The 13,692-nt window shown below is 70.4% G+C and carries 11 protein-coding genes and 1 pseudogene; 3 read left to right on the forward strand and 9 right to left on the reverse strand.

Features of this window, described 5'->3' with window-relative positions; translation table 11 throughout:
• Positions 1–63 precede the first annotated feature (63 nt).
• Entirely contained in the window at positions 64–1,398 is a 1,335-nt protein-coding gene (locus ACTWQD_RS17540) for an MFS transporter (RefSeq protein WP_443197406.1), read from the reverse strand.
• A 340-nt stretch (positions 1,399–1,738) separates the two neighbouring features.
• On the opposite strand from ACTWQD_RS17540, the gene ACTWQD_RS17545 reads away from it, so the two are divergent.
• Positions 1,739–2,455 carry an IclR family transcriptional regulator gene (locus ACTWQD_RS17545; RefSeq protein ID WP_443197407.1) on the forward strand — a complete coding sequence of 239 codons (717 nt, stop codon included), beginning with the start codon at positions 1,739–1,741 and terminating at the stop codon, positions 2,453–2,455.
• Between the two features lie 12 nt (positions 2,456–2,467).
• Here ACTWQD_RS17545 and ACTWQD_RS17550 read toward each other — a convergent pair whose 3' ends face one another.
• The 6 genes from ACTWQD_RS17550 to ACTWQD_RS17575 all read right to left on the reverse strand — a co-directional run bounded on the left by ACTWQD_RS17550 (position 2,468) and on the right by ACTWQD_RS17575 (position 10,110).
• Entirely contained in the window at positions 2,468–3,862 is a 1,395-nt protein-coding gene (locus ACTWQD_RS17550; RefSeq protein WP_443197408.1) for an MFS transporter, read from the reverse strand.
• 112 nt (positions 3,863–3,974) lie between these two features.
• Entirely contained in the window at positions 3,975–7,007 is a 3,033-nt protein-coding gene (locus ACTWQD_RS17555; RefSeq protein WP_443197409.1) for an AAA family ATPase, read from the reverse strand.
• Positions 7,004–8,182 carry an exonuclease SbcCD subunit D gene (locus ACTWQD_RS17560; RefSeq protein ID WP_443197410.1) on the reverse strand — a complete coding sequence of 393 codons (1,179 nt, stop codon included), beginning with the start codon at positions 8,180–8,182 and terminating at the stop codon, positions 7,004–7,006. Before ACTWQD_RS17560 ends, ACTWQD_RS17555 begins: the two co-directional genes overlap by 4 nt.
• Before the next feature lie 95 nt (positions 8,183–8,277).
• Positions 8,278–9,303 carry an aquaporin gene (locus tag ACTWQD_RS17565; RefSeq protein WP_443197411.1) on the reverse strand — a complete coding sequence of 342 codons (1,026 nt, stop codon included), beginning with the start codon at positions 9,301–9,303 and terminating at the stop codon, positions 8,278–8,280.
• A 73-nt stretch (positions 9,304–9,376) separates the two neighbouring features.
• Positions 9,377–9,757 carry a DUF202 domain-containing protein gene (locus ACTWQD_RS17570; RefSeq protein WP_443197412.1) on the reverse strand — a complete coding sequence of 127 codons (381 nt, stop codon included), beginning with the start codon at positions 9,755–9,757 and terminating at the stop codon, positions 9,377–9,379.
• A complete protein-coding gene (locus ACTWQD_RS17575) occupies positions 9,754–10,110 on the reverse strand; it encodes a YidH family protein (protein ID WP_443197413.1) in 357 nt (118 codons plus the stop codon). Before ACTWQD_RS17575 ends, ACTWQD_RS17570 begins: the two co-directional genes overlap by 4 nt.
• A gap of 71 nt (positions 10,111–10,181) precedes the next feature.
• Between ACTWQD_RS17575 and ACTWQD_RS17580 the strand changes: the two genes are divergently transcribed.
• A complete protein-coding gene (locus tag ACTWQD_RS17580) occupies positions 10,182–11,267 on the forward strand; it encodes an ADP-ribosylglycohydrolase family protein (RefSeq protein ID WP_443197414.1) in 1,086 nt (361 codons plus the stop codon).
• 60 nt (positions 11,268–11,327) lie between these two features.
• Here the strand turns inward: ACTWQD_RS17580 and ACTWQD_RS17585 are convergent, their stop codons facing one another.
• The gene (locus ACTWQD_RS17585; protein WP_443197415.1) at positions 11,328–11,918 is read right to left on the reverse strand and encodes a DUF4395 domain-containing protein; all 591 of its coding nucleotides are present in this window, start codon (positions 11,916–11,918) and stop codon (positions 11,328–11,330) included.
• Positions 11,919–12,280: 362 nt separating this feature from the next.
• On the opposite strand from ACTWQD_RS17585, the pseudogene ACTWQD_RS17590 reads away from it, so the two are divergent.
• Positions 12,281–12,559, forward strand: a pseudogene (locus tag ACTWQD_RS17590) (integrase core domain-containing protein); the annotation flags it as partial.
• On the opposite strand, the gene ACTWQD_RS17595 reads toward ACTWQD_RS17590, so the two are convergent.
• Positions 12,556–13,575: an exonuclease domain-containing protein gene (locus ACTWQD_RS17595; protein WP_443197416.1), complete on the reverse strand. Its 1,020-nt coding sequence runs from the start codon at positions 13,573–13,575 to the stop codon at positions 12,556–12,558. The pseudogene ACTWQD_RS17590 and the gene ACTWQD_RS17595 sit on opposite strands and share 4 nt — an antisense overlap.
• Between the last annotated feature and the right edge of the window lie 117 nt (positions 13,576–13,692).

Raw genomic sequence — 13,692 nt, forward strand, 5'->3', positions numbered from 1 at the left:
TCTTTTTCCCCCCCGCCCCTCTCTTTCTTACCTGGCGGCTGGTGCTTGGCTGGTGCAGCGTGCCTAGTGGTGGCTGCTGACGCCGAGCGGACGGCCCCTGGTTTCCCCGGCCAGCAGGACGCCGGCGGCGGAGATGACGCAGAGGATCATGATGTAGATGCCGATGGAACCGGTCCAGCCGGTGCCCTGCAGCAGTGCCTCGGCGATGGTGGCCGCAAACGCTCCGCCAAGGATGGCGCCGAAGGCGTAGCCGATCGAAATACCCGAGTAGCGCACCTTCGCCGGGAACATCTCGGCGTACATGGCGGACATCGGGCCGTAGGACAGGCCCAGGCCGATGGTCAGGACGAACAGGGCGACGCCGTAGAGCACGATGTTCTTGGTGTCGATGAGGGCGAACATCGGGATCATCCAGGCAAAGACGATGCCGTAGCCGAGCAGGAACGTCTTGACGCGGCCGATCTTATCCGACAGCCAGCCGCCGACCAGCGTGAAGATCAGCCAGCCGAAGGACGCCAGCGTGGTGGCCAGCAGGATCTGCGGGGTGGGCATCTTCAGGGACTTGGTGGCGTAGGAGATGAAGAAGGCGATCAGGAGGTAGCCGGCGGCGTTGTTGCCGATGAAGATCATCGTCGAGTAGAGGACGGCCTTCTTGTGCTTGCGGATGAGCTCGCCGAGCGGGGCCTTGCTTTCTTCCTTGCGGGCGGCCATCTCCTTGAAGACAGGGCTCTCGGCGACGGCGCGGCGGATCAGGTAGCCGACCACGATCAGCACGATGGACAGCAGGAACGGCACCCGCCAGCCCCAGGCTGCGAAGTCTTCCTTGGACATGCTGGAGTTCAGGAAGAACAGCAGGCCGGTGGCGAGGATCATGCCCACCGGAACACCGATCTGCGGGTAGGCGCCGAACAGCCCGCGCTTGCTCTTGGGAGCGTGCTCGACGGCCATGAGGGCTGCGCCGCCCCATTCACCGCCGGCGGAGAAGCCCTGGACGATGCGGAGCAGGATGAGCAGGACCGGAGCCCAGAAGCCGATCTGGGCGTAGGTGGGCAGCATGCCGATCAGCGCCGTGGCGGCACCCATCATGATGAGAGTGAAGACCAGCATGGCCTTGCGGCCGAGGCGGTCACCCAGGTGGCCGGCGACGATGGCGCCGAGCGGGCGGAACAGGAAGCTGATGCCGATGAGGGCGAAGGACAGGATCTGCGCCAGGCCCGGGTTGGAGGCGTTCAGCGGCGCCAGGAAGAGCGGGGACAGCAGCGTGGCCGTCAGCTGGGCAAAGATGAAGAAGTCGTACCACTCGATGGTGGTGCCGACCAGCGTGCCGGCGAGGACCTTGCGTTCCTCATGCTTGCTGCTTGGGCCCGCCTCAGAATCGACACTTGAAGTTGCGGTCATTGAAACTCCGTTGCTGGGGGCAGGAATTCTGCCCGGAATGGGTACGGGTGAATAACTGAATGCCTCTGGATTTGCTGATCGAATGCATTTACTGATCGAACGGTCAGTTAGTATTCAGAATCATACTATGAATTATGTGATTAGGCACACATCCTTCGGGAACTTTTCCGCAACGCCGTCCGTACGCCGCGGCGGAAGGCCCGGAATCGCCGCTACCGAGCTCGAATTCTATAAGCGAATCCATGGTTCCCATATGGAACGCCACGCCGGAGTCAGGGCCGTGCGCGGAGGCCCGTTTGCGGGTCCCGGATCCGTCCCGGTGCACCTTTAGGATGGAGCCATGACCCCGACCGCCGGCAGCGCCCAGGCCTCCCCGTCCCAGACGTTGTCACGTGGCATCCGCGCCCTCGAAATCCTGGCCGAGGCCCAGCACCCGCTGACCATTGCCGAACTGGCCGACGCGATGGGGGTGCACCGGTCGGTCGCCTACCGCATCCTCCGCACCCTGGAGGACCACTCACTGCTGGTGCGCGACGACGGCGGCCGGGTCCAGCCGGGGCCGGGCCTGGCCGTGCTGGCCCGCGGTGTGTCACGGAATCTGCAGACCGCCGCCCTGCCTGAGCTCACCCAGCTCGCCAACACCCTGATGATGAGCGCGTTTATCGCTGTCTGGGACCACGCTGAGTGCGTCACCCTGGTGACCGTGGATCCGCGGCACACCGGGGCCACGGTGGTCCAGCATCCCGGCTCCCGGCACCCGATCAGCGCCGGCGCACCGGGGATCGCGATCCAATCGGCCCTGTCCGAGGAGGAATGGACGGGCGCAGCGCCCGGCATCCCCTACCGGGCCGAGGCCGCTGAGGCCCGCCGCCGGGGATATGCGGCCAGCCACGACGAGGTCATCTCCGGTGTCTCCTCGGTGGCGGTCCCCGTCCGGGTTCCGGGCGGGCGGCCGGCGGCACTCGCCGTCGTCTACATCCGTGCCGCCCAGGATCCGGCGGAGGTGGCCGCGGCCCTCACCGCGGCCGCGGGACGCATCGAGAGCCAGCTGGGCTGAAGCGCAGCTGTATTAGACGGCCGCCGCCGTCTTCTTCCGCCGCCGGAGTACGACGGCGGCCGCCGCGCCGAGCAGGAACAGCGCCGCCGCAGCACAGACCGGAACGAGGAATGCCGCGGAGTAGCCGTGGTGCTGCGCCAGCTGCCCGGCGATGGTGGATCCGGTCGCGGTGCCCGCGACGATGCCGCTGGCCAGGGCCGTCATGACCGTGCCGAGTTTCCCCGCCGGCGCCACCAGGCCGCCGATCGCGAAAACCGTGACCATCAGCGGGCCCACCGGGAGTCCCAGGACCAGGAGCACCAGGATCATGGGCAGCGCCGTCGAGGGCAGCAACAGCAGCAGCGCCAGCGCCGCCATCAGGCCCGCGCTCACCATCCAGCGCGCGTGCACCGAGAACCGCTGGGGCCAGTACGCCACCGACAGGGCCGCCGCGGCGGAGCTGAGGCCCATCACCGCGTAGAGCAGGCCCGCCAGTTCGGAGGTGGCGAAGGTTGCGGAGAAGGAACTCAGCGCGGTCTGGGTGGAACCAAAGAACGTGCCCATGCAGACCATGGCCAGCACCGGAAGCCCGACGGCGGCAGCGGCACCGGCACGCTGCCCGACGCTCAGGGACGCGCGGAGCCGTTTCTTCTGCGCCGCACCGGACGCCGTGGGGGCCGGGGTCCGGCCCACCGCGTGATGCGTGGCGTGCACCGCAAAGGCCGGGACAAGGGTGATAGTCAGCACGGCGGCCAGGGCGAGCGGCAGCCACGGGGTGATCAGGCTGGCGAGGATTCCCACGAGTGCCGGGCCCAGGACGAAGGTCAGTTCGTCGGCGGTGCTTTCGTAGGACAGTGCCGTGTCCAGGTCGCCGGGGCGGGCATTCCGCCGGCCGCGGGAGGTCAGCGCCATCCAGCGGACCCGGGCCAGGGAGCCCACCTGCGGGCAGCTGGCACCGGCCACGAAGGCGGCTGCCAGGACGGGCACTGCGCCGGCAAGGTCATCCCCGCCGGGGATCAGGTAAGCGGCCAGGATCAGCGCAAGGACGGCTGCGGTGTTGAAGACAGCGGCGAACAGCAGCACCGGGCGCTGGCCCAGCCGGTCTGCCAGCGCACCGAAGACGGGGGCGCCGAGGGCTGAGCCGATACCCACGGCTCCCGCCACCGTGCCGCCCACGGCGTAGGATCCTGTGACGGCGGTGGCGAGGGTGAGTGCTCCGACCGTGAGCATGGCGAGCGGCAGGCGGGCGAAGATCCCGATCGGGATAAAGCTTTTGCCGGCGAGCATCGGCAGCCGGGAGAAGCGCCCGCCTGCGTGCGGTGCCGGCGGTGCTGCCTCGGTCTGCGGAGCGGAAGAGGGGCCGGCAGCGGTGTCAGGGGAAAGCGGCGCGGGGGTGCCCGCCGGCTGGGACGACGTTGTAAGAGTCATGGTTTCCGGGTTCGTTCAATGGTGCGCATCGTCCCTCCTCCCGATGCGCGCGACCCGGTAACGCTCCCATTATAGCTGCACCAGGGCCCGGCGTGGCGGGCCGGGCCCGGGCTCAGGCCAGCGCGTCGTCGGAGATGTGCAGGGTGGAACCGTTGCGCCCCTTGGCCACCTGGAGCTGGGTGCTGATGCGCTGTTTCATCTCGCCCACGTGGCTCACCAGGCCCACCACCCGGCCGCCGTCGCGGAGCCCTTCGAGGGCGTCCATGACTTGTTCCAGGGCCTGATCGTCGAGGCTGCCGAAGCCCTCGTCCACGAACAGTGTTTCGATGTCCACTCCCCCGGATTCCTGCTGCACCACATCCGCCAGCCCGAGCGCGAGCGCCAGCGACGCCATAAAGGACTCGCCGCCGGACAGCGTCGCGGTGTCGCGCCGCTGGCCCGTCCACTGGTCCACCACTTCCAGCCCCAGCCCGGACTTGGCGCCGCGTGCGGCCTTCGCGTCCGAGTGTTGAAGGGTATACCGGCCGTCGCTCATGCCGATGAGCCGTTCCGAGGCGGCCACGGCCACCTGCTCGAGCCGTGCGGCGAGGACATAGCTGTTCAGGCTCATGCGGTAGTTGTTGTCCCCCGCTCCCCGCGCCGCGTCGGCGACGGCGGCCAGCAGCTGCGCCCGTTCCCGCGGCTCCCGGCCCTCGGCCGCGAGCCGGGCATAGCCGGCGGCGATCGTGTCCAGGCTCCGCACCGATTGTTCCGCCAGGCCGGCGGCGAGGGCGGCCTCACGGGCCGATCGATCCGCCTCCTCCGCTTCAGCGCGGAGCTGTTCCACCAGCTCATCGCTGAGCGGTCCGCCGCTCTCCAGCTCGCGGGCAGCCTGGACCAGCTCGTCGCTGGCGAAGAGTTCCCCGATCCGGGCCTCCTCGTCCTGGGCGGCGCGGACGGCGCTTTCCAGTGCTGCGGAGTCAGCGGCGGAGAGCAGGACCGCGCGGGCCGCATCGGCGGACGCGAAGCCGGTGCCCGGAAGGGCCTGCTCCAGCTGCCGACGGGCTTCCGCGGAGCGGTCCGCAGCCTGTTCCAGCCGGGTCCGCGCCGCGTCGGCGCGTTCCAGCACAGCGGCGGTGCCCGCGATCGCGCTGATACGGCCGGCCAGGGCCGGGTGGCCCGCCCGGAGCGTGCTCAGGGCCAGGTCCAGCGCCTCGGCTTGGCCGGAGACTTCCGCGAGGCCTGCCTCGGTCTGGGCGATGCTTGCCATTGCTTCCGTCTGTGCCCGCTCGGCACCCGCGATTTCCTCCTCCAGTTCGGCGTGCCGCGCCCGGCTCGCGGCGAGGTCCGCCGCTGCGCGTCGTGCCTCGGCGGCGCGTTCTGCCGCCACGGCGGCTTCCTCGCCCGCAACCTCGGGTGCGGTGCTTCCACCCTGGGCCGCCAGGACGGCGACCTCCTGCTGGGCGTCGGCGAGTTCGCGTTCGAGCGCCGCGAGTGCGGTCTCCGCTTCCTCGCAGGCGTGCTGCGCGGCCTGCTCGGCCTCGGCCACCGTCAACGCGGTCGCTGCGGCCATGGCCGGGGCGGGATGTTCGGAGCTGCCGCAGACCGGGCACGGCTCGCCGGCCTGCAGCTGCGAACCAAGTTCGGCGGCGGCGTTGGCCAGCCGTTCCTCGCGGAGGTCCAGCCATCGCTGGCGCCGGTCCTGGTATTCCTGCCGGGCGCTGCCATGGCGTTCCGCGACTGCCGCGCACGCCTTCCCGGCAGCGGCGTAGCGCCGGACCAGGACCAGGAGTTCCTCCGCGGCAGCGGCCTCCTTGGTCCGCAGCTGCAGCTCGGCGGCGAGTTCCTCGAGGGGCCGCAGCCCCGCGAGGAGCTCCACCGATTCGTTGCGCAGGGTGAGAAGGGCGGCTGCCCGGGTTGTATGCCCTTCTTCAAGGCGGGCCAGGTCCTGGCTCAGCCGCGAGCTGCGGTCCCGAAGTCCGGCCAGCCTGGTTTCATCGGGCAGGCGCTCCTCGAGCACAGCGCGCAGCGAGCGCAGCCGCTCCAGCGCGGACCGCAGGGCGCCGCCGTCGGCCTCCGCCGGCAAGGTGGCGAGTTCCGGGTCGGTGAGGGCCGCGGTGCGCACGTGGTCCCCGGCCGCGGCCATGGCCGCCGCGGCGGCCTCCTCGGCCGCCCGGGCGCTGTCCACGGCCTGCAGCTGGCCGCCGAGGACCTCGGCTTTGCGGTGCAGGTCCAGCTGGCTGTTCTTCGCGGCGATGGCGGGGGCAGCGGCCTCCGCCTCGAAGCGCCGGCGCTCGGCGGCGGCAAGCCGCACCTGGCGGGCTGCCCGCGCCGTCGCGGCGTCCCGGGCGGTGACGCGGCGGAGGCGCAGTTCTTCGGCGTCGAGCGCAGCTGCACGCCGCTGCTCCCCGGCTGCGGCGGCGCTTCCCCGCAGCCAGGCGAGGAACCGGTCCGGCGCGGCCCGGTCCGGGGCGTCCGCGGTGTCGAGCCCCAGCGCGGCCGTCTCGGTCTCCGCCTGGGCGAACAGGAGCTCGAGCTGGCTGTTGAGGCCGGCCACTTCGGCACGGGCGGCTTGCGCCTTCCGGGCGAGCTCCTGTTCCACGGCCTCGAAGCGCTGGGTGCCGAAGAGGCTCTGCAGCAGGTCGAGGCGGTCCGTGGCCTTGGACCGCAGGAACGCCGCGAAGTCGCCCTGCGGCAGCATGACTACCCGGGTGAACTGCTCCCGGTTCATGCCGAGGACGTCGGCGATCTCGGCTCCCGCCTCGTCGTTGCGTCCGGATTTTTCGATCCATTCGCCGCCGACGCGTTCGCGCAGCACGGTGTTGGCCTGCTGGACGGTGTAGCCGTTTTTGCCCCGGGTGCTGGGCTTGTTCCACGCAGGCGAACGGGACACCTCGAAGTGCCGCCCGCGGGCGGAAAATTCACACGTGACCCGGGGCTCGGCAGTGGCGTCGGCATGGTCGCTGCGCAGCCGCTTGCCGTCCTGCCGCGCCCCGGGCACCGAACCGTAGAGGGCGAAGCAGATGGCGTCCAGCACGCTGGTCTTGCCGGCGCCGGTGGGCCCGTTCAGCAGAAACAGCCCGTGGCTGCTCAGGCGGTCAAAATCGACGTGTTCGGTGGCGGCGAAAGGACCAAAGGCGGAGATTTCGAGACGGTGGATCCTCACAGGGACAGTCCTTCCAGGCGCACGGCTTCCAGGGCCTCGGCCAGCACGGCCGCCTCCGCGTCGTCGGCGGCCCGGCCGCGGACGTGTTCCAGGAAGCCGCAGCAGATGGAGAGGTCGTCCGTGGCCTCGGCGAGCCTGCTGCTGTAACTGGTGGTTGCGGCGGCGCCCGACCCTTCCGGATCGAAGCCCAGCACCAGGGTGTCGGGGAACCGGGCGCGCAGCTTCTCCATGGCCTGGGCCGGCCGCTGCGCGTCGGTCAGGGTGATCTGGCAGTAGGCGGTCTCCGCCCAGACGAGGTCCCCGGCAGAGAGCAGCTGGTCGAGCTTGCCGCGCAGCACCGCCAGGGTCCGGGGGGCTTCCCACAGCACCTCCCGGACGCCGGTAAGGCCGTCCTTGCCGATGTCCAGGAGCCAGCTTCCCTTCCGGTGCTGGGCCTCAGAGAACGAGTACGCGAGGGGCGAACCGGAATAGCGGACGGCGGGAGACAGCTCCTGCCGGCCGTGCAAGTGGCCCAAGGCGGTGTAGCTGAAGCCGTCAAAGAGATCCAGCGGCACGGCGCCGACACCGCCGATGCTGAGGTCCCGTTCGCTGTCCGAGCTGATCCCGCCGCTGGCGAACGTGTGTGCAAGAACCACGGAATGGACGGTCCGGGACTCGGACCGGGCCGCCAGGTCGGTCCGGATGCGTTCGGTGGCTGCCCGGGTGACCTCGAAATGGCTGGCGGTTTCAGCACCGAGCTGATCGGCCACAAGCCGGGGTTCCAGCCAGGGAATGCCATAAATGGCGAGCACGGCTCCGGCGTCGGGGTCGGCGGCATCGAGCGGCAACAGCACCGGCTGGTCCAGCTCGGCGAGCCGGGTGCGCAGGTGCACGCCCCCGCGCTCCAGCAGCCGCGAGGCGAATCCCAGCCGGATGGCGGAGTCGTGGTTGCCGCTGGTCAACACCACGCGCGCACCCGCCCCGGTCAGTCCCACCAGGGCGTCGTCCAGCAGGCGGACAACGTCCACCCCGGGCAGGGCGCGGTCATAGACGTCGCCGGCGATGAGGACGACGTCGACCGACTCGTCCCGCACGCAGGAGACGAGCTGGTCGATGAACGCGCGCTGGGCGTCGAGCATGCCGACGCCGTGGAACGACCGGCCCAAATGCCAGTCCGAGGTGTGCAATAACCGCATGTTCCTACGGTATCGGCTGCCACCGACAGGATTGCGCCACCGCTCCGGAGCTGCGTTGCGGAGCCGGTCCCGGCCGGTTCCCGGGCAGCAGCGGACTAGGCGTTCGGCCCGCCCGGCGTGCCGCTGCCTCCCCGGTTGCCGCGCTCTCCGTCGAAGAACGCACGCGCTTCGTCTCCGCCGGCAACCTCCGGCCGGGGTTCCGCCGGCTGCGGCCGGGGTGTGGCCGCCCCTGCCGCGTCACTAAACTCCGGGTCAGCGGCGTCCGCGTCATCCCCCACGGGCGCGTGATCCGCCCGGTCCGCAGCGGCGGGCACGGGCCGGGCGCCCTGCGCGAAGCCGCGGCAGACCAGCCCGGCGAGGGCGGCGCCCACCAGCGGAGCAACCCAGAAGAGCCACAGCTGGCCCAGCACGTCCGGGCTGCTGAAGAGCGCCGACGCCGTGGCGCGCGCCGGATTAAAGGGCGTGTTGCCAGCCGCCTGGCCGAACTGCAGCAGCACCGCCATGGTCAGGCCGACGGCGAACGGGGCCGACAGCCGGGACGGGTTGCGGGCAGCGGTGGCGCCCAGGAAGACAGCCACGACCAGCGCGGTGCCGAGCACCTCGATGAGCAGGACGCCCGCCAGCGGAACCTGGATGATGGAGTTCTCCCCGAAACCGGCCGCCACCGTGTCAAAGGCGGTCCTGGTGTCGGCAATGTTGGGGACGGTGCGCAGGATGCCGAAGAGCACCACGGCGGCGGCCAGGGCGCCCGCCAGCTGCGCGCCCGCGTACGCCGCGGCGTCAGCGAAGCGGATCCGGCCCGCAATCGCGTTTCCGGCGGTCACCGCGGGATTAAAGTGGCCGCCGGAAACGTATCCGAAGGCCAGCATGGCCGCCGCGACCGCCAGCCCTGCGGCCAGGGCGGCGGAGAGCGGGTTGGACTGCGGAAGGGTGAACAGCGGGACGCCCAGGCCGGCCACCACCACGAAGAACGTCCCCAATGCCTCGGCGGACACCCGGAGCAGCAGTCCGGGCCGCGGAGTCCCGTCCGGGGGCCCGTCCGGGGCAACGCCTGGGCCGGCGGCCGGTCGGACTGAAGATTCGGGGACGGCCGGTTCAGGGACGGGCGCGGGCGTGGTCATGTGCAGGAGTTCCTTTGTTTGGGGGTCAGCGTGCAGTCTGCCAGCGGATTCTGGGGGTTGGCTGGACACCGGCTCAGACGCCCAGCGCCACCGCGGCAACGGAGCTGAGTCCGAGCACCACCACTCCGGCGGCGGACCAGCGCATCAGGGAGGAGGGAGGCGCATAGGAGGAGTGCCTCAGCTGCCGGACCCGGACGGCGACGCAGAGGCACAGCACCACGGTGGCCACCGTGGCCGCCAGTGCACAGACGCCCAGGTAGTCCGGGGTCGCGGCGCCGGCCCAGCCGTGAGAGGACGGCCCGGCTTCCGGCACGGCACCGCCCTGGGACGCCGCCACCGCCCAGCTGCGCCAGATCAGCAGGTCCGCCGCGAAGAGGGCCAGAAGCGTCCGGCCCCACGACAGCTCGGTCCGCTCCGGCTGCAGTCCCGGGTCCCGGGCGGCCGGGGCGCTCACCGCGCGGCCAGGAGCAGGATGGCCAGGATAAACGCCGCTGCCGCCACCCCGATGGTCATCACCAGCATCACACCGGAAAACGGCAATTCACGGTCCTGGCGCATGGCTTCCTCCATTTGCCCCCAGCGCCGGTAGGCCACCACAGCCAGGAGGGCGCCGATGACGGCCAGCGCCACGCACAAGGCAATCCGCAGCGGGGCAGGGGCTATCTCCGGGAACAGCTGGTCGATGCCCAGCGCCCCCACGATCAGCGCCAGGGATGTCCGGATCCAGGCCAGGAACGTCGTTTCGTTGGCGAGCGAGAACCGGTAGTCGGGGGTGGATCCGGTCTTCCGCCATGCTGGTTCGCGCATTGGTCGCCTGCTGTCCGGGTGTTGCCGTAGGGCACCCGCGCCGCTATGCGGGCGGGGTAAAATTCTAAGTCATGAGCAACGAGCCCGCCACCGTCCCTGCGCTGCCTTCAACCCCCTCGCACGGGTCCCGGATCCACGGGTGCCTGCTGGGTGGCGCCCTCGGGGACACGCTGGGGTTCGCCGTCGAAACCGCGTCCGACGGCGGCAGCCACTTTTCCGACGGCACGCAGCTCACGCTCTACACCGTGGACGGGCTGCTCGAGGCCCTGGAGTGGGCCAACGACGGCGTGGCCGCGGACACCACTGCCTGCCTGTGGCTGGCCTACCTGCGCTGGCTCGCCACCCAGGGGGTCCCCGTTCCGGACGCGGCGCCGTTCCAGCCGCCGCGCTGGATCGATTCCCATGACGTCCTCCGGCACCGTCGCGCCCCGGAGAGTGCCTGCCTGAGCGGTCTTGCCACCGGGGAGATGGGGACGTTTTACCGTCCCGTGAACCCGGAGGCGAAGGGCTGCGGTGCCGTGATGCGGTCTGCCCCCTTCGGCTTGATTCCGTTCATTGCCGCCGACGCCGTCTACAAACTCAGCGCCGATGCCGCGTCACTGACGCACGGGCATCCCGCGGCCCGGCAAAGCGCCGGCGCCTTCAGCCTCGTCATCCATGCCCTGGCCTCCGGCCACAACCTCCGCGACGCTGCTGAGTTTGCCGTCCGCCAGCTGGACGGGGCCTCCGGCGGGGGCGCCGGGCCGGACGGGGCCCGGCTGCGCACCGACGAAATGGTTGATCCCGGGCTCACCGCCCGGCTGGAGGCCGCACTCCGGCTCGGCGTCGCCGGCTCCGCGCCCGGCCCCGGCGATCTGGCCGGCGAACTCGGCGAAGGCCGCACCGCCGAGGAGGCACTCGCCGTCGCGCTGTTTGCGGTGCTCTCCACGGCACCGGAGAACACCGCTCCCGGCACCCCGGATGCGCACTTCCGCGCGGCCATCGACGTCGCCGTGAACCACGGCGGGGACAGCGGCTCCGCCGCGTCGATGACGGGCAACATCCTTGGCACGTTCTACGGCGAGGACTGCCTGCCGGCGGAGTGGCTGGCAGTCCTGGAGGCCCCGGAGCTTGTCCGCGGCATGGCCTCCCGTCTGGCGGCGGTCACCGGCTCCTGAAAAGCTCCTCCTGGACAGTTCCTCCTGAGCAGCTCCTCCTGGACAGGGGCCCGCCGGGGCTCAGGCGCGCCGGAGCGAGATGTTGTTGCAGGCCTCGCACACGTCCTCGGGGATCAGGCCCCGGCGCTGCAGGAAGCCGAAGATGGTGCAGCCCAGGCAAAAGCCGGCGAACGCCTCAAGGGACGCGGCAACAACCAAGACCGCGAGCAGGATCCACGCCGCGGGCGCCAGCCCGGCGGCCAGCAGGACGGCGGCGGTGGTGGACACCGCGGCACCGATGCCCTGCGCGAAGCGCTTCGGCGGTCCGGGAACCAGCCGGGTCTTCCCCAGCCTCGGCGCCAGGACTTTGACCGAAAGCAGGGCCAGCGGCGAAAACCTGGGTCCGAACAGGACGCGCAGCCAGAACCCGGCGGCAATGGCGGTAAGGCCCCAGCCGGCGCCGGTCAGCAGCGTGATGCCGGCGAGCAGCACCACCAGGCCGGCGGTGATGCGGGCAGCGTACTCGTTGACGGGGTTCGGAAATGCGAAGGCGGCCCGCCAGCCGGAGCCGCCGGACCCGGTTCCGGATGCCCCGGTTTCGGGTGACACGGTTCCAGGTAACCCGGCTCCAGGTGACACAGTTCCGGTGGGTGCCAAAGAGGGTTTGCTCATCATCCAAGGCTAGGAGCCGGACGGTCCCCGCCGGAACGTTTGTTGCGCCGTATGACCGCAGGGCTGTCTGGCTACTGCCGTCTGACAGCAGCACTGTTTGGCTGCTGCGGTGTAACCGCAGCGCCTCCTGAGCGCGGGGCGGATCTAGGTGTACTGCCCAGGGACGTTGGTTCGGTGAATGTGATGACTCGCTGGAGTCGTTGACCCAAAGGTGAGGACCTCCGGTTGCACAGTGGAGTTGCTTAGACAACCGCTGCAGCGACCAGGAGGTCCTCATGTCCCACGCTAATGCCGCTTTGACGCCACGCCAACGGTTGCGCGTCGCGCGTCTCGTCGTAGAACACGGCTGGCCGGTGTCCCGGGCATACAAATCCCACCTCTGGCGCGACACCTGCCGGGAACTTGGCATCAAGGCAAAGAAGACCCGGCCCTACCGCCCGCAGACCAACGGAAAGATCGAACGCTTCCACCGAACCCTCGCCGACGGATGGGCCTTCAAACGCTACTACGCCACGGAATCAGCCCGCAGAAACGCCCTCCCGGCATGGCTGCACCACTACAATCACCACAGGCCCCACACCGCAATCGGAGGCCACCCGCCTATCAGCCGCTTAACCAACCTGCCTGGGCAGTACACCTAGGCCAGCGCGGCGGTGGACACGTGGCCGCCCACCATCTGCAGGAATTCGCCCTCGGAGAGGACCTCGATCCGGCGGCCGCGTTCGTGCAGCTCCAGGACACGCCGGGCCTTGCCGGTGAGCCGGCCGGAGCGCAGGTCGGCCGCGACAAAACCGTCGCCCACCACCAGGACGGTGGTGCGGGCGGTGACCCGGCTTTCCGGCGTGGCGCCGAACTCCGCGGAACGGATCTTCGCCTCGGGCCGGGCCATGGCGAGCTCGCCGGTGAACACCACGGTCTGGCCGAACAGGGGGTGCCCCGGATCGGCGAAGGCGTTCGGCGGCGGGTTGGCGCCTTCTTCGGGCCAGCCCGGCTGGTAGCTCCGGGAAGGGGCGGCCGCGGCTGCTCCCCCGGCGAAGGCCTCCAGGGCCGACTGGCTGGCTTTAGAGAGCGGGTCCCGGAGGGGGTCGAAGGCCGCCTGGTGGGACACCGCCAGGCCCAGGGACAGGTGAAGTTCGGCGATGCTGTTGGCGCCGTTGCGTGCGGCGATGTCCACCAGGATCCCGGCGCACGCCCGCGCGTCCTCGGCGGCGTCGTGGTGGTTGACCAGCGGAACGCCGGCTTCCTCGGCCGCGTAAGGCAGTGAATTGGACACCAGGGAGTAGCAGCGGCGGGACAGCATCACCGTACAGACGTAGTCGTAGGCGGGGCCGGGGAGGCCGGAAACCTCCAGGGCCGAGCGGATTACGCCCAGGTCGAAGGCAGCGTTGTGGGCAGCCAGGACGTCACTGCCAATGAAGGCGCCGATCTCCGGGAAGAGTTCACCGAAGCGCGGGAGCCCGGCCACCTGTTCGGGCCGGATCCCGTGGATCCGCACGTTGTGGTGGTCGAAGCGGTCGTAATTTTCCGGCGGCCGCATCAGCCAGGACGCCTCGTCGACGACGACGCCGCCCCGCACCTTGGTCAGGCCAACAGCGCAGGGTGAGCCCCGGAAGCCGTTCGCAGTCTCGAAGTCGATCGCCGTAAAGTCCAAACCCACGCTGCCACTTTACCGCCGGACCCCGGCCGGGCCCGCACCGGTGCGGCCGGTCAGATTCCGCGGCTCCCGGAGAAACCCCGGAAAACGCCCGGCGGCGCACGTCAAGTACCCTTAACG

Origin of the sequence: Pseudarthrobacter sp. 1C304, from assembly GCF_052245515.1 — a bacterium.
Classification (GTDB): domain Bacteria; phylum Actinomycetota; class Actinomycetes; order Actinomycetales; family Micrococcaceae; genus Arthrobacter.

Bases quoted from the DNA above. Each gene is read 5' to 3' on its own strand.
- ACTWQD_RS17545 (WP_443197407.1), top strand. From the start codon at position 1,739: ATGACCCCGACCGCCGGCAGCGCCCAGGCCTCCCCGTCCCAGACGTTG.
- ACTWQD_RS17575 (WP_443197413.1), bottom strand. From the start codon at position 10,110: ATGCGCGAACCAGCATGGCGGAAGACCGGATCCACCCCCGACTACCGG.
- ACTWQD_RS17580 (WP_443197414.1), top strand. From the start codon at position 10,182: ATGAGCAACGAGCCCGCCACCGTCCCTGCGCTGCCTTCAACCCCCTCG.
- ACTWQD_RS17585 (WP_443197415.1), bottom strand. From the start codon at position 11,918: ATGAGCAAACCCTCTTTGGCACCCACCGGAACTGTGTCACCTGGAGCC.
- ACTWQD_RS17540 (WP_443197406.1), bottom strand. From the start codon at position 1,398: ATGACCGCAACTTCAAGTGTCGATTCTGAGGCGGGCCCAAGCAGCAAG.
- ACTWQD_RS17565 (WP_443197411.1), bottom strand. From the start codon at position 9,303: ATGACCACGCCCGCGCCCGTCCCTGAACCGGCCGTCCCCGAATCTTCA.
- ACTWQD_RS17560 (WP_443197410.1), bottom strand. From the start codon at position 8,182: ATGCGGTTATTGCACACCTCGGACTGGCATTTGGGCCGGTCGTTCCAC.
- ACTWQD_RS17550 (WP_443197408.1), bottom strand. From the start codon at position 3,862: ATGACTCTTACAACGTCGTCCCAGCCGGCGGGCACCCCCGCGCCGCTT.